The 18,936-nt window shown below is 69.2% G+C and carries 14 protein-coding genes; 8 read left to right on the top strand and 6 right to left on the bottom strand.

The features are described from left to right. Nucleotides 1-98: 98 nt before the first annotated feature. Nucleotides 99-1,478 (top strand): cytochrome P450, encoded by a 1,380-nt coding sequence (locus A176_RS22910; RefSeq protein WP_002637216.1) that lies wholly within the window; start codon nucleotides 99-101, stop codon nucleotides 1,476-1,478. Here A176_RS22910 and A176_RS22915 read toward each other — a convergent pair whose 3' ends face one another. Continuing rightward, a complete protein-coding gene (locus tag A176_RS22915; protein WP_226993963.1) occupies nucleotides 1,479-1,829 on the bottom strand; it encodes a hypothetical protein in 351 nt (116 codons plus the stop codon). A gap of 96 nt (nucleotides 1,830-1,925) precedes the next feature. Here A176_RS22915 and A176_RS22920 point away from each other — a divergent pair, with 96 nt between their 5' ends. Further along, complete coding sequence (locus tag A176_RS22920) at nucleotides 1,926-2,636, top strand: abortive infection system antitoxin AbiGi family protein (protein WP_002637218.1); 711 nt, start codon at nucleotides 1,926-1,928, stop codon at nucleotides 2,634-2,636. A gap of 45 nt (nucleotides 2,637-2,681) precedes the next feature. Here A176_RS22920 and A176_RS22925 read toward each other — a convergent pair whose 3' ends face one another. Beyond that, nucleotides 2,682-4,313, bottom strand: coding sequence for a YCF48-related protein (locus tag A176_RS22925; protein WP_002637219.1), 1,632 nt, complete (start codon nucleotides 4,311-4,313; stop codon nucleotides 2,682-2,684). 416 nt (nucleotides 4,314-4,729) lie between these two features. Here A176_RS22925 and A176_RS22930 point away from each other — a divergent pair, with 416 nt between their 5' ends. Next, nucleotides 4,730-6,433, top strand: coding sequence for a CotH kinase family protein (locus A176_RS22930; protein WP_002637220.1), 1,704 nt, complete (start codon nucleotides 4,730-4,732; stop codon nucleotides 6,431-6,433). Nucleotides 6,434-6,493: 60 nt separating this feature from the next. Here the strand turns inward: A176_RS22930 and asnS are convergent, their stop codons facing one another. After that, nucleotides 6,494-7,894 (bottom strand): asparagine--tRNA ligase, encoded by a 1,401-nt coding sequence (gene asnS, locus A176_RS22935; protein ID WP_002637221.1) that lies wholly within the window; start codon nucleotides 7,892-7,894, stop codon nucleotides 6,494-6,496. Nucleotides 7,895-8,156: 262 nt separating this feature from the next. Here asnS and A176_RS22940 point away from each other — a divergent pair, with 262 nt between their 5' ends. Both A176_RS22940 and A176_RS22945 read left to right on the top strand, forming a co-directional pair. Further along, complete coding sequence (locus A176_RS22940; protein WP_002637222.1) at nucleotides 8,157-9,185, top strand: coiled-coil domain-containing protein; 1,029 nt, start codon at nucleotides 8,157-8,159, stop codon at nucleotides 9,183-9,185. 105 nt (nucleotides 9,186-9,290) lie between these two features. Further along, the gene (locus A176_RS22945; RefSeq protein ID WP_002637223.1) at nucleotides 9,291-10,316 is read left to right on the top strand and encodes a methyltransferase; all 1,026 of its coding nucleotides are present in this window, start codon (nucleotides 9,291-9,293) and stop codon (nucleotides 10,314-10,316) included. A 1-nt stretch (nucleotide 10,317) separates the two neighbouring features. Here the strand turns inward: A176_RS22945 and A176_RS22950 are convergent, their stop codons facing one another. Further along, nucleotides 10,318-12,531: a fused MFS/spermidine synthase gene (locus tag A176_RS22950; protein ID WP_002637224.1), complete on the bottom strand. Its 2,214-nt coding sequence runs from the start codon at nucleotides 12,529-12,531 to the stop codon at nucleotides 10,318-10,320. Nucleotides 12,532-12,632: 101 nt separating this feature from the next. Between A176_RS22950 and A176_RS22955 the strand changes: the two genes are divergently transcribed. The 3 genes from A176_RS22955 (at nucleotide 12,633) to A176_RS22965 (ending at nucleotide 15,443) form a co-directional block, all read left to right on the top strand. Continuing rightward, nucleotides 12,633-13,733, top strand: coding sequence for a Kelch repeat-containing protein (locus A176_RS22955; protein ID WP_002637225.1), 1,101 nt, complete (start codon nucleotides 12,633-12,635; stop codon nucleotides 13,731-13,733). A 26-nt stretch (nucleotides 13,734-13,759) separates the two neighbouring features. Further along, complete coding sequence (locus tag A176_RS22960; RefSeq protein ID WP_002637226.1) at nucleotides 13,760-14,569, top strand: SAM-dependent methyltransferase; 810 nt, start codon at nucleotides 13,760-13,762, stop codon at nucleotides 14,567-14,569. Between the two features lie 151 nt (nucleotides 14,570-14,720). After that, on the top strand, nucleotides 14,721-15,443 hold the full coding sequence (locus tag A176_RS22965; protein WP_002637227.1) for a hypothetical protein: 723 nt from the start codon (nucleotides 14,721-14,723) through the stop codon (nucleotides 15,441-15,443). Between the two features lie 54 nt (nucleotides 15,444-15,497). On the opposite strand, the gene A176_RS22970 is transcribed toward A176_RS22965, so the two are convergent. Beyond that, entirely contained in the window at nucleotides 15,498-16,952 is a 1,455-nt protein-coding gene (locus tag A176_RS22970; RefSeq protein WP_002637228.1) for a hypothetical protein, read from the bottom strand. 129 nt (nucleotides 16,953-17,081) lie between these two features. Next, a complete protein-coding gene (locus A176_RS22975; RefSeq protein ID WP_002637229.1) occupies nucleotides 17,082-18,833 on the bottom strand; it encodes a DUF4215 domain-containing protein in 1,752 nt (583 codons plus the stop codon). Nucleotides 18,834-18,936 lie beyond the last annotated feature (103 nt).

An 18,936-nucleotide genomic window follows, 5' to 3' on the forward strand; every position in this document is an offset into this window, starting at 1 on the left:
CTCCAACGGCTGGGAGCGGGCCCGACTGGCGGTCCCTACCGACACAGGACACCCCGTACAGAGGTTGCGGCCTCCTGCTTCGAAAGGAGCACCCAGCCATGTCCACCCATTCCGCGGGCGAGTCCACCGCCGCCCCCCTGCCCCCCAGTCCCGTCGGGACGCCGCTGCTCGGCCACATGCGCGTGCTGCGGAGCGACCCGCTCACTTTTCTACAAGCCCAGGTGCGCCAGTACGGTGACGTGGTGCGCATCCACGTCGGCCCGGCGTCCCTCGTGGTGGTCGCGCACCCGGATGGCGTGCGCCACGTCCTCCAGGACCAGGCGAAGCGCTACGGCAAGCGGACCCGGGGCCTCGCCGCGCTGCGCGAGCTGCTGGGACACGGCCTGCTCACCAGCGAAGGCAGCTTCTGGCTGCGGCAGCGCAGACTCGCGCAGCCCGCCTTCCACCGGCAGCGGCTGGCCGGCTTCGCGCGGACCATGGTGGACGCGGCGTCGGACCTCGCCAGCGAGCTGGAGGCCCGCGCGGATGCGGGCACCGCCTTCGACGTGGCCGAGGACTGCATGCGGCTGACGCTGCGCATCGCCAGCTCCACGCTCTTCGGAAAGGACGTCAGCGGCGCGTGGCACGACATCGCGGATGCCATGGGCCGGGTGCAGGTCTTCACCTACAAGCGGCTCACCCAGGCCCTGCCCATCCCGAGGCGGCTGCCGCTGCCCACCCACCGCCGGTTCGAGCGCGACACGCATATGCTCGACCGCGTGGTGCGAGGCATCATCGAAACGCGCCGCCGCGACACCGGAGCGCACCACGACCTGCTCCAGATGATGTTGGAGCAGCAGGACGCGGACACGGGCGAGCGGATGAGCGACACCCAACTGCGCGACGAGGTCCTCACCATGCTCCTCGCCGGGCACGAGACGACGGCGAACGCCCTGTCCTGGACCCTCATGCTGCTGTCGCAGCATCCGTCCGTGCGCCGTGATTTGGAGGCCGAGCTCGCCCAGGTGCTGGGCGGACGCAAGCCCACCGACGAGGACCTCCCCCGGCTGGCGCTCACCCGCCGCGTGGTGGACGAAGTGCTGCGCCTCTACCCGCCAGCCTGGAGCCTCTCGCGCGTCGCCATCGAGGACGACGTCATCGGGGGCTTTCGCATTCCCAAGGGGACCTACCTGCTGCTGTCGCCCTGGGTGACGCACCGGCACCCTCGCGTCTGGGACAACCCCGAGGGCTTCGACCCGGACCGCTTCCTGCCCGAACACGAGCAGGAGCGGCCCCGCTTCGCCTGGTTCCCGTTTGGCGGCGGGCCCCGCCAATGCATTGGCAACCAGTTCGCGCTCATGGAGCTGGTGCTGGTGCTGGCCACGTTGCTCCAACGCGTGCGGCTGAACCTGACGCCGGGCCAGATCATCCGCCCCGCGCCCGCCATCACCTTGCGGCCCAGGTCCGGCGTCTGGGTCACCGCGGCACGCGCCCCGTGACTACTGGTTGCAGCACACGCGGACCGAGGCCTGCCACGGCGGCCCGTCCGTGTAGAGGCAGAACCGGTTGATGGACTGCACGCCGCCCAGGCCCGAGCAGAAGTTGGGCGCGAAGTGGCGCGCCATCTCACAGGCCTCCTCCGCGGAGTTGTAGGACTCCGGTCCCGAGACGTACCCGCACGTCGTCAGCTCCGCCTCCTGCGTGGCGGCTTCGGCGCCATCCTCGGGAACGGGACCACCACACGCCACCATCAGCCCCACCGCCATGGACAACAGAGACACGTTGCGCAGCTTCATGTGCCAACCTTCCGGGTTGAACTGCTTGGGGAGCCGCAGAGCATAGGCAGCCACGCCCGCTCGAATGCAAGACGAGCGGGCCTCGGGCATCTCCCACTGTTCGAGTTGCATCACCCTGCCCCGTCCGGGACATTGCGTCACGGAGTAGGGATGATGCTCGGCTACCAGACGAACCCTCAGTGGCGCGACATGTCTGACTTCGTGGTCCACTTCACGAAGCCGGGACCGCCCTATCAAGACTCCTACCAGAACATGATGAGCATCCTGGGCAGCCGGTCGCTCATCCCAGGTGCCGAGGGCTTTGGCATCGCCCGCCGCGAGCGCGCTGTCGCCGAGCGCCACCGGTCGGTGTGCTTCAGCGAGATTCCCATCGACCAGCTCGCCCGGCTGGTCCAGCGCCGCAGCCTGTATGGCATTGGGTTCAGCAAGAGCTACATCCTCTCGCAGGGCGGCGGACCCGTCTGGTACGTCCAATACGCGTCGCCCGCGCATGTCGCGCTCAAGCACCAGGTGGAGCGCGCGCTCGCGTCGCCGTCGCCTCACCAGGAGCCGCTCTGGTCCATGACGCCCTTCGTAGACATCCAGGGTGACCACCACAACGCGCCCTACAGCTACCGCTTCGACTGGGAGCGCGAGTGGCGCGTGCCGGGCATGCTGCGCTTCACCGAGTACGACGTCGCCGCCCTCTTCCTGCCCGAGGAGCTGCACGACACCGCGCGCGGCTTCTTCGAATGGGCCGTGCGCGAGAAGGCGGGCCCCGGCTACTTCTGCCCCTGCCTGGACCCGCTGTGGAAGGCGGAGCAGATCGCCGAGGCGCTCGCGAAGCACGCCGAGGACACCGGGCGCCTCAAGGCCAGCTAGGCGCCAGTCCAAGCGCCTCGACGACGAGGCGCCACGAGGGCCTTGCTACCGAGCAGCACCTTCCAGTGCGTGGGACGCAACTTTGTACACGCCGAGTGACCGAGCGTAGCTGAGGGGGGTCGCGCCACCGGCCAAGTCTACCCGGGCGATCTGTCCACAGTCGGAGGCATCGAACGCGACGGTCCGCCGCCACGACTCCTTCGGCGAGCAGGACCACTCAATAACGGTTTTGTACTGGATCGTGGAGTAGCAACCAGGCGGCGTCTCTTGCTGCGTGGCGGCATTCACCAGCGCACGAAGAATCCTCAGTCCCTCGTCACGGGGCAGCTTTCGAGAACGGACCTTGAGCGCCTTCTCGCCAGCGTCGGAGTGTCCAGAGAGCAGCACGTGGTTCTTCGAAAGGTCCAGTTCCAACTGGCTTTCGGTGCCACCGAAGCAGCCCATGATGTCAAACCGCACCTTCACCGCGGCCTCGGGCGTCGTCAGCAAGCAATGGAGCGGAGACTCCAGTCCCTCTGGCGAAGCGCCGGTAGCCACCGCGAAGTCATAAGCATCCAGCCAGGCAGTGCTCCGCTTCCAGGTGCGGCCTCTGTCCATGGAAACGAACAGCTTCTCCGCCTGCGTCTGGGCAAAGAGCTTGCCGTCCTTCGTGATGGCCAAGGTACGCAGGGGCGCTTCTGGGACGCGGCCGACGACGAACCAGCTCAGGCCCTGGTCATGGGACAGAACGATCTGGCCCTCCTTCCAACCGAACCACGAGTCCCGCTTCCAACCGAACCCCGTGTCCTGACGACGGGGGCCCAGGCCGTCGAGCGGCACGAGCACGCCCGAACCCGCCGTGGTCAGGGGAGACGTTCGCACGAGCCGCTCGGAGACGTACGTGCTCAGGAGGCCGCGGTTGACCCGCACCACGGTGTCATCCCCCATCACCGCGACACGTTCTCTAGAGCGCGGCTTCTCAGGCATTTGCCCGGAAGGCTCCAAACGTCGCCACGTGGTCCCTCCATCCTCCGTCGCCCACAAGAAGCCTTTCACGCCAGCGGCCCACCCGCGCTCCGCGTCCTGGAAGGACATGTCCACGCAGCGGTCATTTGAGCTGAAGGGCGTCTCACGAAGCTCGATCCAGGTCGCCCCGGCGTCATCGCTGCGGAAGATGTTTCTGGACGAACCACAAATCCAAGTACGCCCAGCGGCCCGCTCCAAATCATAGACCCAGAGCGCATCCGCCAGTGGCAACGCCACGTGATTCCAAGTCAGGCCACCGTCGGTCGTCCGCAGCACATTCGCGCCGATGGAGCCCGCCATGAGGCCAATCTCAGGCGTGTACCAAACAAGGAAGTCGATGGTTGCGCTGGACGAAGGCTCCTGCGGCTCGCCTGGCGGCTCGAGCGCGTTTTCAACGGCGGCTGTCGCCTCCACATCCGCGTGCCACGAACGGCCGGCATCCGCGCTCCGAAACACTCGGAGGGGACTGCGCAAGAGCCCCTTCTCGAAGTCCGAGTTCATGCGGGCCAAGGCCCACCAGTCCGCATCCGTGCGTCGGCTGGTCAGCGACACGCTCCATACGTCCAATTCGCGGACCCCCAGGTCCACAGAGGGCAACGGCGAGGCCGCCTCGGCCCTGGACAACGACAGCAACACCCCTGCAAGCAGGGACACCCACACGCCACGCTGCATGATGAACCGCTCCGGCACCGGGCTGGGAATGCCCCGCCTGAATGGGGGGCCCACCAGGAGCAGTGCGATCACGTCACATGGACAGCGTGCACAGCCTCACGGTTTCATCACGGTTCCATCACGTCCGCGAGGGACGCGCCTGCGAGAGCCGCCCCATTGCGCGCCCAAGCGCGCCATTGCCACGTCCGCGATGTGGGGCCCCTGCGGTGCGTGCGCGAACTCAACGGGCACGCCGCACCGGAACCAGCGCCGCCGCGCTTCGGGCACGTGTTCCCACCTCGCCCACCAGCGTCCACGAGCCGACACCCGATGTGCCCCCAGGGGCTCCCCCGCCTGTCACGGGATGGTTACTCCTGTCAGTCCAGGTGGAGCGTTCGAGGGGGAGGGCATCGGTGGGCGGGAATCGCTTTTCGAGGATGTTCCTGGCGGGAGTCGCCGGGCTGGTGGTGGCGTGCGCGGGCGGCTCCAGCGGCCCGTCCGCCCTGGGCCCGGACAACGAGCCTCCCGACACCGGAGGGAGCCCCGACGCGGGCCCACCGCCTGGCGGCGCGGACGACGGCGGCCCCCCCGACGGGGGGCCCGCTCCCGGAACGCCAGACGGCGGACCGCCGCCCGAGCCCAACGCCGTGTGCGCTCCCACCGCGGGCGAGGCGCGCTGGGTGCTCGAAGGTGAGCCTGTCTCCGCCACCGTGACGTGCGGCACCGGCCACACGGCCGCGGGGCTCCGCTTCGTGGTGGACAACCTGCCCCCTGGCGCCCAGTTCGACGCGGCCACCGGCGCCCTGAGCTGGACGCCCGGCAAGGACCAGGCCGCCGTGTGGAACCTCACGCTGCGCGAGGAGACCACCGGCGAGACGGGCACGCTCAAGGTGGGCGTGGCGGACAACGAGTCCGCCCCGGGCAACGTCCCCATCACCGATTCGGCCGCGTACACGGAGGAGTACGGCCTGCCCGTGTTCCACCTCTCCTTCGAGGGCAGCCTCACGGCCGGCGGCTACCGGCCCGTGCAGCTCGTCTACCGGGGCAAGCGCTTCGACCTGGAGGCGAAGTACCGGGGCGCCACGTCCAGCGTGTTCCCCAAGCGCAGCATGACGCTGAAGTTCGCGGACGAGGACCTGTTCTCCGAGCCCGTCTTCGGCAACGGCTTCGAGGACCGCAAGCGCGTGGTGCTCATCACCACGTTCAACGACAACGCGTACCTGCGCTCGCGGCTCGCCTTCGACGTGTGGAGCAAGATGAGCCCAGCTCACTTTCACATCCGCACGTACAGCGCCGTGCTCTACATGAACAACAAGTACGTGGGCCTCTTCACGGTGTCGGACCACGTCAGCAAGCGCACCATGGGCGCCAACGGCATCGACAAGGACAGCGACCTCTTCAAGGCCGATGACAACCGAGCCAACTTCTCCCGACTCCGCAAGGACGGCACGCCCAAGGAGACCCTCCACGAGGGCTTCGAGAAGGCCGAGGGCACTCCCGAGGAGGGCCGGCCCGGCGCGTTCGCGCCCCTCGAGGCGCTCACCGCGTTCGTCGCGGACTCGGACACAGCGGCCTTCCGCGAGGGCTTCCCGCAGCGGATGAACGTCCAGGACTACCAGGACTGGTGGATCTTCAACACGCTCATCCTGGGCGTGGACTCGGCGGCGAAGAACGCCTTCCACGCGTACGACCCGGCCACCGGCGGCCCCTGGCGCTACATCCCCTGGGACATGGACGCGACCTTCGGCCAGTCCTACGACACGACGCGCACCTCGCCCACGGCGCGGCCCACCTTCCGGGAGGACAACCTGCTCTTCGAGAAGATGCTGGCGGACCCCACCCTCGCCGGGCCCATGCGCGAGCGCTACCGGGCGCTGCTGCGTGACACGCTGAAGGTGGAGGAGGTGCTGGCCCTCATCGACGGCTACGTCCAGGAGACGGCGCCCTCCGCGCGACGCGACTGGGCGAAGTGGGGCCAGCGGCACCGCGACTTCGGAAACCCGGACGACCCGTGGGGCGGCCACGGCAACTTCCCCAACTGGCACACGCGCCAGGACTTCAACGCCTACGAGGAGGAAGTCGAATACGTGCGCCAGTGGATTCGCACCCGCTGGGGCGCGCTGGAGACGCAGCTCCCGTGACGGACGCCCGGTGTCTCCTCCACCGCGGAGGAGACACCGGCGTTGCACCCGGAGCGCGAACTAGAACGCCGCCGAGCCCGGGACGCGCGGGTACGGAATCGCGTCACGGATGTTCTGCAGACCGCAGATGTAGACGATGAGCCGCTCGAAGCCGAGCCCGAAGCCGGCGTGCGGCACGGAGCCGTAGCGGCGCAGGTCCCGGTACCACTGGTACGACTCCGGCTTGAGGCCGAACTTCTGGATGCGCTGGTCCAGCACGTCCAGGCGCTCCTCGCGCTGGCTGCCGCCGATGATTTCGCCGATGCCCGGGGCGAGCACGTCCATGGCGGCGACCGTCCTGCCGTCGTCGTTGATGCGCATGTAGAAGGACTTGATGGCCTCCGGGTAGTTCATCACCACCACGGGCCGGCCCACGTGCTCCTCGGTGAGGTAGCGCTCGTGCTCCGTCTGGAGGTCCTTGCCCCACTCCGGCGCGTACTCGAACTTCTTCTTGGCCTTCTTCAGGATTTCAATCGCGTCCGTGTAGTCGATGCGCTCGAAGCTGGAGTTGATGAACTTCTCCATGCGCTCGGTGACGCCCTTCTGCACGCGCTCCTCGAAGAACTTCAGGTCCGGCGCGCAGTCGTCCAGCACCGCCTTGAAGACATACTTGAGGAAGCGCTCGGCCAGGTTCGCGTCCTCGTTGAGGTCCGCGAAGGCAATCTCCGGCTCGATCATCCAGAACTCGGCCAGATGCCGCGTGGTGTTCGAGTTCTCCGCTCGGAAGGTGGGGCCGAACGTGTACACCTTGGACATCGCCAGGGCGTAGGCCTCCACGTTGAGCTGGCCGGAGACCGTCAGGTAGGCCTCCTTGCCGAAGAAGTCCTTGTGCCAGTCAATCTTGCCTTCCGGCGTGCGGGGCGGGTTCACCGCGTCCAGCGTGGAGACGCGGAACATCTGCCCGGCGCCCTCCGCGTCGCTCGCGGTGATGATGGGCGTGTTCACCCAGAAGAAGCCCTCCTCGTCGAAGAAGCGGTGCACCGCCATGGCCGCGCGGTGGCGCACGCGCGTCACCGCGCTGAACGTGTTGGTGCGCACGCGCAGGTGCGCCACGTCGCGGAGGAACTCGAGCGTGTGCTGCTTGGGCTGGATGGGGTACGTGTCCGGGTCGTCCACGAAGCCCAGCACCTGGACCTCGTCCGCCTGGACCTCGAAGGCCTGCCCCTTGCCCTGGGACTTCACCAGCGTGCCCCGGCAGATGACCGAGCAGCCCGCGGTGAGGTGCAGGATTTCCTTCTCGTAGTTGGGCAGCGCGTTGGGGGCCACCACCTGGATGGGGTCGAAGGTCGACCCGTCGCTGACGTTGACGAAGCTGATGCCCGCCTTGGAGTCGCGGCGCGTGCGCACCCAACCGCGGACCTCCACCTTCGTCCCCTCCTCCACCCCTCCCGCGAGGGCCTTCTTCACACTGACGACCTGCATTGACGCTCTCCCTATGAGCCGATTCCGGGACCGCGAGTTAGCCGGGCCCCGGCCCCGAGGACAAGGGCGGTGTGGCCCCCAGCGTTGCCGCTGGGGCTCCAAACATCGTTTTCGGCTGCCTGAAACCCGGCCAACCGTGTCAGACCCCCCAGGTATCTTTTGCTCATGGTCGCCCGGAAAGGGCGCCAGCGATTCCACGAAACCCACACGTCCCTCGCAGGCTTCCGGGCCTGCCCTGGCCGTGCCCTACCTGGAGAGTCACATGGCTACTCGCAAGACGTCCAAGCGCAACGTCGTCGCCCGCAACCGCTCCACCGAGGCCACCAAGGCCGCCTTCGACGAGCTGGCGCGCAAGGCCCGCAACAAGCCCATCGTCTCCACCAAGGAGCAGGACGCCCAGGACGTCCACGCCCGGAACGTCCTCGCGGACGTGGCCTCCCTCACCGCCGAATCCGCGGTGAAGAAGGTCACCGAGGCGGGCCTCACCATCAACAAGACGCTGGCCGGCATCAACGAGCAGGTCATCTCCCTGGTGGAGGAGCTCAAGCAGCTCGACGAGGCCATCCACCTCAAGACGGAGGAGCTCAACGGGCTGCATGGCAAGGACGTGGCCGCCAGCGCCATCGACGTGCTCGTGGCCGAGTACGACAAGCGCAAGGCGGAGCTCGAGGCGGAGATGGAGCGGCTGCGCAAGGACATCGCCGACACCCGCGAGAAGGCGGACGCGGACCAGTCCGCCGAGGAGCAGGCCACCGCGCTGGCCCGCAAGCGCGACGAGGAGGCGTATGCCTATGACACCCAGCAGCAGCGCAAGAAGGAGCAGGACGCCTTCGCCGAAACGCTGCGCGTGCAGGCCGCCGCCGAGCGAGACCGCAAGGAGAAGCTGGAGAAGGAGTGGGCCGCGCGGGACGAGGCCCTCAAGCTGCGAGAGAAGGAGCTGGAGGACCTGCGCAAGCAGGTGGCGGACTTCCCGCTGGTGCTGAAGAAGGAGACGGACACCGCAGCGTCCATCACCGGCAACCGGGTGAAGTCGGAGTGGGAGCTGAAGCTCACCCTGGCCACCAAGGACGCGGAGACGGCGCAGCGCGTCGCCGCCATGGAGATTTCCTCGCTCAAGGAGACGGCCACCAAGCAGGCCCAGTCCCTCCAGACGCTCCAGACGGAGCTGGCCGAGGCCAAGCGCCAGGTCCAGGCCATCGCGGAGAAGGCGCTCGAGTCCGCCTCCGGCGCCCGCGCGCTCGCCGAGGTCCAGGGTGTCATCGCCAGCCGCGACTATTCCAAGGGCAAGTAACCCTGGGGTGGTGCCGCCCCGACCCCTCCGGGGCGGCCCAACGCACCGCTTGCAACGCTTCACGCGCGGTGATGGCAACCATTGAACAGGGATAGACTCCGGGACATGAAAATCATGTCCGAGGAGAATCCCTCTCCCACGCAGCAGCTCTACGAGCGCATCGCTGGCTATTGGACCACGCAAGTCATCGGCACCGTGGCCCGTCTGGGCATCGCGGACCTGCTCGCGGTCGGCGCCCGTGACAGTGATTCGCTGGCGGCCGAACTCGGCGTCCATCCGGACGCCTTGTTCCGCCTGATGCGGGGCGGCATCACCGCCGGCCTCTTCCATTCCATCGCGGACCGGACCTTCGCGCTCACGCCCATGGGGGAAGGGCTGCGCGCGGGCGTCCCGGGCTCGCTGCGGGAGGCGGCCATCATCCAGAGCGACGCGTCCCACTGGCGGCCCTGGGGGTACCTGCCGGAGGCGATTCGCACCGGGAAGTCGACGACGAAGACGGCCCTGGGGGGCGACATCTGGGAGCACTTCGCCCGGCATCCCGAAGAGGCGACGCACTTCGCCCAGGCCATGGGCAACCTGTCCGCGCTGGCCGCCGGGGAGCTGCCGCAGCTCATCGACTTCTCGTCCTTCGCCCGGGTGGCGGACATTGGCGGCAGCCACGGCATGCTGCTCTCGCACGTGCTCCGCGCCCAGCCGTCGTGCCGGGGCATCCTCTTCGACCTGCCGCACGTCGTGGAGGGCGCGAAGGCGCAGTTGGAGGCCCAGGGCCTCTCCGGCCGCGTGGACGTGGTGGCAGGCAGCTTCTTCGAGCCCCAGGTGCCGGCCGCCGAGGCGTACCTGCTCAAGCACATCCTCCACGACTGGGATGACGCGGCCTCCACCACCATCCTGCGCCAGCTCCACGCGGCGGCGCCGGCCGGGGCGCGGCTCTACGTGCTGGAGATGGTGATTCCCGACAACCGGAACCCCGACCCCTCCCACCTGCTGGACCTCAACATGCTGGTGCTCGCGGATGGCCGCGAGCGCACCCGGGACGAGTTCCACGCGCTGCTCGGCGCCACGGGGTGGAAGGTGGAGCGCATCCTCCCGACGCGGAGCGGCTCCAGCATCATCGAAGCGGTGAAGGCCTGAGCTACGGCGCGACCTGCTCCCGGAGGAGGAACAGCTCCGCGAGCAGGTTGTCCACCGGGGCGAAGTCATCCGTCAGCACCAACGCGGGGCCCGCCGACAGGTATGCGTCGATTTCCGCGCGGGGCACCCGGCCCGTGCGGGGCCGTTCGATGCCCATGCCCTTCAACAGCTCCGGCAGGCGCTCCAACTCCATGGGCTGCCGCGAGCCCGCGACGATGTAGACGCCCTGCCCCTTCGAGCCGCCGCGGGCATCGTGGAGCACCTCCACGTGGGGGAAGACCGCCTGCACCGTCCGGATGGCCGCGCGCAGGAAGGCGCCACGGGGAATCTCGTCGATGACGGTCAGCAGGTAGATGCCGTCCGGCTTGAGCAGCGAGCGCACCAGTTCGTCGTACTCGCGCGTCACCAGATGGTAGGGCACCGACAAGTCATTGACGGCGTCCTGGATGATGAGGTCGTAGGCCCCCCGCTCCGCCATCTCCTGGAGGTACTGCCGCCCATCCAGGCTGAACGAAGCGATGCGCGTGTCGGGCTTCACGCCGAAGCGCTCCAACGCGATGCGCGTGACGGCGGGGTCGATCTCCACCACCTCCATCCGCACCTGCGGAACGTAGGTCTCCACCCAGCGCGGCACCACGTAGCCCCCACCGCCAATCATCAACATCCGGGGCTCGGCCGTGCGCGTGGCCACGTGCCGCACCACCTCCGAGTGGATGTAGCAGTACGCGTTGCCCAGGTACGACGGGTCCTTCAAGTCCACCAGGGTGTGCGTCAGTTGGTCCAACTGCATGGCCAGCAACTTGCGGCCCTGGTAGTCCACCGGGTTGACCTTGATGCAGAAGTAGTCCGTCTCCTCCGTGCAGGGTGACGCGAACAGCCCCAGCGAACCGAATACGCCCGCCAGCGCGAGCGTCCCGGCGGTGGCGCCGAAGAGCCGCGGCGTCCGCCACACCTGTCCCACGAAGGCCGCCAGCGCCACCAGGCCCAGGCTGGCCCCCACCACCAACGGATAGACGCCCACTGCGGCGATGAGCCACCAGCCGGTGAGGAACGAACCGAGCAGCGCGCCCGCGGTGCTCCACGCGGACAGCCGGCCCACCGTGCGCCCCGCCTGTCCCAGGTCGGACAACGCCAGCCGGAGCACCTGCGGCGACAAGGTGCCCAGCGCCGTCACCGGCACCAGGAACACCGCGGCCGTGTACGCGACGATGCGCCCCTGGAGCCCCAGCCCTTCGAAGGCCTCCCTCACCACCAGCCACTGGTGGACGGGCGGAATCAGCAGGCAGCTCGCCGCCGCCGCCAGCAACGAGCCCGCGAGCACGCCCTGGCGCGGCCAGCGGTCCGCGAGATGCCCGCCCACGAAGTTGCCCAGCGCCATGCCCATCAGCACCACGCCAATGATGCCCGTCCAGCTCAGCAACGACACACCCACGGTGGGCGCCAGGATGCGGCTGGCCGCCAGCTCGATGGCGAGCGTGCAGAAGCTCGCGCAGGCCACCACGAAACACGCCAGCACGGGGCGCGTGCGCAGGTCCACGCCGGCTCGCGGCGCCTCCAGCGTCACGCCGTCACCTGACGAGGGCGTTGCCGGGACGGGCGGCGCGATGACGGAGGCCTTGGGCAGCGCCATCAGCGCGCACAGCAGCAACGTGCCCGCCACGGTGAGCACGATGGTGGGCACGGGGAACCACGCCACCAACACGAAGCCCGTGAGGAAGTTGCCCGCGAGCCCGCCCAGCGTCCCCAGCGCGTACAGCAGTCCGCCAATGCGTCCGGCGCGCGCCAGGTCCGGCAACAGCAGCCGCAGCGCCAGGGGCGTCACCATGGCCAACACGAAGCTGACGGGGAAGAAGCCCAGGAAGGTGAGCAGGAAGGTGCGTGGCAACACGGGAATGGCGCGCAGCGCGGCGCCGTCGCCCAGCACGGCCACCCACCCCAATGGCAACAGCGCCAGCACCGCGCCCAGGGCGGTGAGGCCCGCGAGCCACCGGAACGACGCTCCGCGCTCCGACAACCGGCCCCCCGCGTAGCTGCCCAGACTGATGCCCGCGAGCACCACGCCGATGATGCTCGTCCACGTGTGGAGCGAGGCGCCAATGAAGGGCGCCAGGAGCCGGGCCGCGGCCAATTCCAGGACCAGGGTGGCGCAGCTCGTCACCAGCACGAGGAGCGCGGCGCGAAACACATCCAGACGAGACGCGGTGAGAGAGGCCATGCGGTGTCGTGGACTCTACCACCCCGGTCCAGAGCCACGAGCCGCATGGGCGTGAAACACGCCATGTGCGGGCCCGCCAGTCCGCCGCATACGATGCCGCCATGACCTCGACACCGCCCGTCCAGCGCATCCCCTACCCTGGCCTCTGGCTCGACGCCTTCACCCTGACGGCCGTGCCCGGCGGCGCGCTCGTGGTGGGCGGACAGGTCTGGAGCGCGCAGGGCGGCGGCACCACGCCCGCGACCGTCGCCAGCGCGATGCGGTGGGACGCGGGGACGAACACCTGGGAGACGCTGGCCCCCATGCCGCTGCCCCGGCAAGGCCACGCCGCGGTGCCCCTGCCCGATGGGCACGTGCTCATCGTGGGCGGGCGGAACAACACCGAACTGGAGATGCCGGGCACACTCTTCTGGGAGCCCGACACCCGGCGCTTCAGGGAAGGCCCCCCGTTGCTCGCGGCGAGGGACCGGCCCGTCGCGGTGGCCCTGCCGGATGGCGCCGTCCTCGTGCTGGGCGCCGACCATGACAACACCGACCTGGAGCGGGGAACCCGGGCGGAGCTGCTCCGGCCGGGCGCCTCGGCCTGGGAGCCCGCGGGGCAGACGGTGCGCCTGTTCCACCCCGGGCCCGTGTGCGTGAGCGGCGAGCACGTCGTCATCGCGGGAGGCCGGGACAACGGCTTCGGCTTCGCCATCATCGAGGGCACCCACTTCGCGCCACCGCTCGACCGGAACACGGAGCTCTGGCAGCCCGGCACGCGCACCTGGCGGACGTCTCAGCCGCTCACGGCGTCTCGCGACGAGCCCCAGGGCGTCACACTCTCCGACGGGCGCATCCTCGTCGTGGGCGGGTGGCACCAAGGGCAACTGCTGGGCACCGCGGAGGTCTGGGACCCGGCCCGTGAACAGTGGACGCCCACCGGAGAACTCACCGACCTGCGCTCCAGCGTCGTGCTGGCCGCGCTTCCGGACGGACGGGCGGGCGCGTTCGGCGGGCTCGGACAGAAGAACTTCGAGGCCTCGTCCACGGTGGAGCTGTGGTCGCCGGACACGGGCGCCTGGACACCCGGACCGCCCATGAGCGCCGCCGTGTCCGACCACCGCGTCACCGTCCTGGACGACGGAACCGTCCTGGTGGTCGGCCTCATCCGCAAGCAGCCCGACGGAATGCTGGAGACCGTATCGCTGAGGTGGAACCCCTGAACGCGCTGTCCCCAAGGAGCTGGAACATGGATTCCGAAGCGCTCGCCCGCATCCCGGGCGTCAATCCGAACATCCCCAACGCCGCCCGCATCTACGACTACACGTTGGGTGGGACGCATCACTTCGAAGCGGACCGGCAAGCGGCGGAGTTCATGTTCTCGCTGCTGCCCGCCACGCCGAAGTGGGTGCGCATGCTGCGCGCCTGCCTGCGCACCGCCGCGCAGCGCCTGTCCGCCGATGGCTTCCATCACTGGGTGGACTTCGCGTCCGGACTGCCCACCGGGGACCATGTCCACGCCGTGCTGCCCGACATGCGCGTGCTCTACAGCGACGTCAATCCCCTCACCATCACCACCGCCCAGCATCTGCTGGGCAACACGCCGAACGCGCGCTACCTGGAATGCGACATCCGGAAGGCCGGAGACTTCCTGCGCCGGACGGATGTGGAGGCCATCCTCCAGGGTGAGCGTCGTGTCGCCTTTGGCGCCAATGGCATCACCGTGTTCCTGACCGCGGAGGAGAACCGCAAGTTCTTCCGTGACCTCTACGACTGGGCGGCGCCGGGCTCGAAGCTCTTCACCACCTTCGAAACGAAGACACCCGGCCTCACCACGCCCCAGTGGGAACAGTTCGAAAACACGTTCCGGCAGATGGGCGAGTCCTTCCAGCTCTACTCCCTGCCCGAATACCTGGACCTGTGTGGCCCCTGGGCACGAGACGCCACGGGGGTGCTGCCCGTCAGTGAATTCCTGGGGCTCCCTCCGGGGCACATCACCGAAGCGGACCGGGAAGGCGTGGGCATCGAGTTCTACGCCGTCGTCCTGGAGAAGCGCTGACCCGCCTCCATGCAGGGCAGGCGGGAGAGCGAGCCCACGTTCCCATCCACGGTGGGGCGTCGTCTCGACACGCCTCCCTGCCGTCTGCCTCCCCAGCAGCGCGTGACTACCGTCTTGGCAGGCAACACGCGCACACGAGAGGAGACGGAGCATGTTTCAGGCGAAGAAGCGTCGGGTTTTCGCGGGTGTGATGATGGGGGCGGCATTGGCGGTCATGAGCACCGGTTGCAGCTCGTCCCGCGCCGCGAAGGTGGACGAGTCCTGGCTGGCTCGCGTGCCCGAGGACCAGTTGGGTGATGTCCGCGAGGCGCAAACGCAGAAGCGCATGGCGCAGGACGCGGTCACCCGGTCCGACGTGGCCCTCAATGACTCGCGCCGCGAGCTGGAGGTGGCCAAGCGCAACTCCGACGCGGCGAAGGCACGCCGGGACGCGCATGACGCCGCGCTGAAGGCCGCCAACGCCACGGGCCAGAGCAACAACATCCGCCAGGCACAGTCCGAGCTCAAGGGCGCGGACTCCGGCCTGGGCGCCGCCCAGGCCCAGGTGAAGTACCGCGAGCAGGCCATCAAGACGATGGAGGCCCAGAAGGAGCTGCGCGAGAACGAGCTGGCGGTGGCCGACGCGAAGCTCAACATGGCCGAATACAACGCCCTGAAGTCCAACCAGGACGTGCGCGCGAAGGACCTGTCCGAGGCCGACTTCGCCTCCGCCACGGCGGACGCCCAGCGCAAGGTGGAAGAGGCCCAGCGCAAGGTGCAGTCGCAGCAGAACCAGGAGCAGCAGGCCCGCGCCAACTGGGAGCGGATGCGCAACCAGGTGCAGGGCTACGGCGGTAGCGGCACCCAGTACGAGCAGCGCATCGACAACCCGTAGCGACGTGTCGCTCGCGGGCTCGGCCGAGGCACCACGCACGGCCGGGCCCGGGCCTCACTTCGGCGGGCGGAACACGTACTGGAAGACGGGCGTGTCGGGCCCGGGCGGGTACTGCGCGTCCATGAAGGCGAAGTGCGCGTGGCCGGTGATGAGCGCCTCGTTGAGGCTGTCGTAGAGCACCGTCACGCCCGTGGCCTTCCCGGAGGCGTCCACCTGGACCTGGACCTTGAGGTTGCCCTTGAGCCCTGGCGCCTCCTTGAGGCGGTTCATGTAGAGCGCGACCAGCCCCATGGACACGCGGTTGTAGATTTGCTCCTGCGTCCCCCGCGCGGGCTGGGACGGCAGGCGGAAGTGCCTCGCCAGTTCGGCGGCCTCGGCTTCGGCCTCGGGCACCCGCCGCTCCGACGCCGCGAGCGCGGCGCGGTAGGCGACCAACGCATCCTGGTGCCGTGACTGCTTCAGCACGAGCCGCGCGCGCAGCACGTGGATGTCCCCGCGAGCCGGCGCGCGCTCGGAGGCCTTCACGAGCTGCGACTCGGCGGCCGCCGCATCCGCGCGGGCCTCGGCCAGCTCGGCCAGCCGCAGCAACGGCTCGGGGTCCGTGGGCGCCGCGGCGGCGAGCCGGACCAGGGCCTTCTCCTCGTCCTCCTTGCGCGCCAGCTCCCGGTACAGCCGCGCGAGCAACGCCAGCGGCTCGGGCTCCACGCCGCCCAGCTCGGCGTAGCGCTCCAGGGACTGCGTGGCCTTCACCTTCTCCGAGGCGGCCAGCCACAAGTCGGCCTGGAGCCGGTGCGCGTCACGGTCCCTCGGCTTGAGGGCCACCAGCTTCTCGCCCGCGGTCGCCGCGGCGCGCACGTCATTGGCGGCCCGGGCGAGCTGCGCCAGCTTCCGCAGCGCCTCCGGCTGCTCCGGCCACGCCTCCACCGTCCGCGTCAGCTCCGCGCGCGCGTCGGCCTCCCGCGAGGGGATGCCCGCCAGGAGCATCGCCAGGGACGTGCGAATCTGCGGCGCGTCCAGTTGGGCCAGCGCCTCCCGCAACCGGACCTCGGCCTCCGCGGGCTTGCCCTCCGCCTGGAGCAACAACCCCTCCGCCCAGAGCGCGGGGCCGAAGCCGGGCTTCAGCTTCAACGCCGCGGCGATGGGGGCCCGCGCCTCCGCCAGCAGCCCCCAGCGGATGTACACCAGCCCCATGCCCACCCGGGGCCATGGGTTGTCCGGGTCCAGGGTGGAGATGGCCTTCAGCTCGTTCCAGCAGCCGTCCGAAGGGAACGTCAGCCAGGCCCGGTACAGCCGGGGCATCAAGTCGGCTCGCCGCGCGCGGGCCTGCTCCTCCAGCTCGCTGTCCAGCGCGTTGGCGCGGCCTTGCGCGCGCGCCGTGTCCACCCGGCGCAGCATCGCCATCACTTCGTCGGGCGGAGGCAAGGCCGGCGCCGCGGCCCCCTGCGCCACCGAAGCGGCGAGCACGAGGGACACGAGGCAGGGCCAGCGCATGAACGGACGGGAAGGCATGGGGCGCGCGGACGATACCAGACGCCCGCCCGGCGGAGGCTGCCTGCTCCCTCATTCGCAGGGAAGCCCCGCTCCGGAAGAGAGCCTCCTCCGGAGCGGCGCCTCACCTGTCACGTCAGGACAACGGGCTCAGCCAATCTCCAGCTTGCAGGTGGAGCTGCAGCCGTCGCGGCTGACGGTGTTGCCGTCGTCGCACTCCTCGCCGTACTCAGTCTGCTCGATGCCGTCGCCGCAGCGCGGGCCCCAGAGGCAGTTGCGGCCGCACTGGCCATACTCGCCCGTGTTCCCCGCGAAGCCATCGTCGCAATCCTCACCCTCGTCCACGACGCCGTTGCCGCAGGTGGCGGAGCACTCGGAGCGGGCCGTGAGGAAGTTGTTGAGCGTGAGGCGGTACGAGGAGCCCTCGGTGTGGCGCTCGGCCTGGAACACCACCACCTCGTAGATGCCACCGATCCGCAGGCCCAGCGCGGTCGCCTGGTTCGCCACGTTGATGGTGCCGTTCTCCGGGCCGTGCACGCCGCCCAGGTCCAGCGCCAGCCGGCCGTTGACGAACACCCACACGTCGTCGTCGCCGCGGAACGTCAGCACCTCGGAGCCCTTGTACTCGAACCAGTAGCGGACCTCGCTGGTGAAGTGGAAGTTGCGCTGCTGACCCAGGAGGTCGCGGCGCGTCCGCTCATGCCCCGCGGCCACCCAGCCCTGGCTGTAGAGGGGCTCCTGGTCGAGCGGGAAGAACGCGTCCTGGTCGAACACGTACGAGCCGTTTTGCTGCCGGCTCAGCACGAAGGTGCTGACGACGGTCTTGTTGACGTTCGGGACCTCCGTGTACCACTGGTTGAAGTTGGCCCGGTTGCTGGTGTTGTTCGACTGCTGACCTTCCTTCGCGTAGACGGGGCGGCCGTTGGCATCGAGCCGATTCTCGACGATGCCGTTCTCCCGGCCCGCGTTCCGGTTCTGGAAGTCCTCGTGGCCCCGGGGCAGGCCGTTGCCCGCCGGCAGGTCCCACCCGCGGAAGTCACGGTAGACGACGGGGATGGTCACCTGCGCCGGCGGCTCCTGCTCGATGAGCACGCACGCGAAGCCCTCCTCCAACTGGCAGGTCGGGCTGCAGCCGTCGTTGGCGCGCGTGTTGCCGTCGTCGCACTGCTCCACGGTGCTGCCGGGGAGGATGAGGCCGTCACCGCACGTCTCCTCGCAGTTGCCGTCGGTGCAGCGCGGCTCCTTGGTGCACAGCGGCGAGCAACCGTCACCCATCACGGTGTTGCCGTCGTCGCACTGCTCGGTGCCCTCGACGATGCCGTCACCGCACGTGGTGCGGCTGCACGGCTCACCCGGCGGGCACTTCCAGCCATCCTCGAGCCGGCAGAACTCGTTGCAGCCGTCGCCGTTCGCCGTGTTGCCGTCCTCGCACTCCTCGTCACCGGCGATGATGCCGTCACCACACGCCGCCGCGCGGCACCGGCCGCCCTGCTCCGGGCACGCCCACCCCGGCTCGGTGCGGCAGCTTCCGTCGCACCCGTCACCGCTGATGACGTTCCGGTCGTCGCACTGTTCGCCGTCCTCGACGACGCCGTTGCCGCAGTTCACCAGGCGCACGCACGGCTGGCCCGGCGTCTCGCAGAGGTAGCCGCCCTCGATCTGACAGCTCGAGTCGCAGCCGTCACCGCTCACCCGGTTGCCGTCGTCGCAGGTCTCGCCTTCCTGGCGCTGGCCATCACCACAGGTCGTGCCGCCATCATCCGGCGTGGACCCGTCGAGCACCGGGTCCGTGCCGGCATCTGGCTTCGCCGACCCTCCCCCGCTGTTACATGCGACCAACGTGAAGAAAAGAGATGCGAGCAACGCGCTCGCCAGCCGTGTTCCGCGAGGGGGGTTCACCATAGAAGCAAATGCTGAAATTGCTTCGCACGGCTGTCAACGCGTCATGTCCATTGGTCGTAGACAAGGTGCAGACGGTGCACAGATGTGCAGGCGGAGCGGACTT

Source organism: Myxococcus hansupus (assembly GCF_000280925.3).
Taxonomy (GTDB): domain Bacteria; phylum Myxococcota; class Myxococcia; order Myxococcales; family Myxococcaceae; genus Myxococcus; species Myxococcus hansupus.

Coding starts and splice junctions, on each gene's coding strand:
- A176_RS22910 (WP_002637216.1), top strand. CDS start 99: ATGTCCACCCATTCCGCGGGCGAGTCCACCGCCGCCCCCCTGCCCCCC.
- A176_RS22920 (WP_002637218.1), top strand. CDS start 1,926: ATGATGCTCGGCTACCAGACGAACCCTCAGTGGCGCGACATGTCTGAC.
- A176_RS22925 (WP_002637219.1), bottom strand. CDS start 4,313: ATGCAGCGTGGCGTGTGGGTGTCCCTGCTTGCAGGGGTGTTGCTGTCG.
- A176_RS22930 (WP_002637220.1), top strand. CDS start 4,730: ATGTTCCTGGCGGGAGTCGCCGGGCTGGTGGTGGCGTGCGCGGGCGGC.
- asnS (WP_002637221.1), bottom strand. CDS start 7,894: ATGCAGGTCGTCAGTGTGAAGAAGGCCCTCGCGGGAGGGGTGGAGGAG.
- A176_RS22940 (WP_002637222.1), top strand. CDS start 8,157: ATGGCTACTCGCAAGACGTCCAAGCGCAACGTCGTCGCCCGCAACCGC.
- A176_RS22945 (WP_002637223.1), top strand. CDS start 9,291: ATGAAAATCATGTCCGAGGAGAATCCCTCTCCCACGCAGCAGCTCTAC.
- A176_RS22950 (WP_002637224.1), bottom strand. CDS start 12,531: ATGGCCTCTCTCACCGCGTCTCGTCTGGATGTGTTTCGCGCCGCGCTC.
- A176_RS22955 (WP_002637225.1), top strand. CDS start 12,633: ATGACCTCGACACCGCCCGTCCAGCGCATCCCCTACCCTGGCCTCTGG.
- A176_RS22960 (WP_002637226.1), top strand. CDS start 13,760: ATGGATTCCGAAGCGCTCGCCCGCATCCCGGGCGTCAATCCGAACATC.
- A176_RS22965 (WP_002637227.1), top strand. CDS start 14,721: ATGTTTCAGGCGAAGAAGCGTCGGGTTTTCGCGGGTGTGATGATGGGG.
- A176_RS22970 (WP_002637228.1), bottom strand. CDS start 16,952: ATGCCTTCCCGTCCGTTCATGCGCTGGCCCTGCCTCGTGTCCCTCGTG.
- A176_RS22975 (WP_002637229.1), bottom strand. CDS start 18,833: ATGGTGAACCCCCCTCGCGGAACACGGCTGGCGAGCGCGTTGCTCGCA.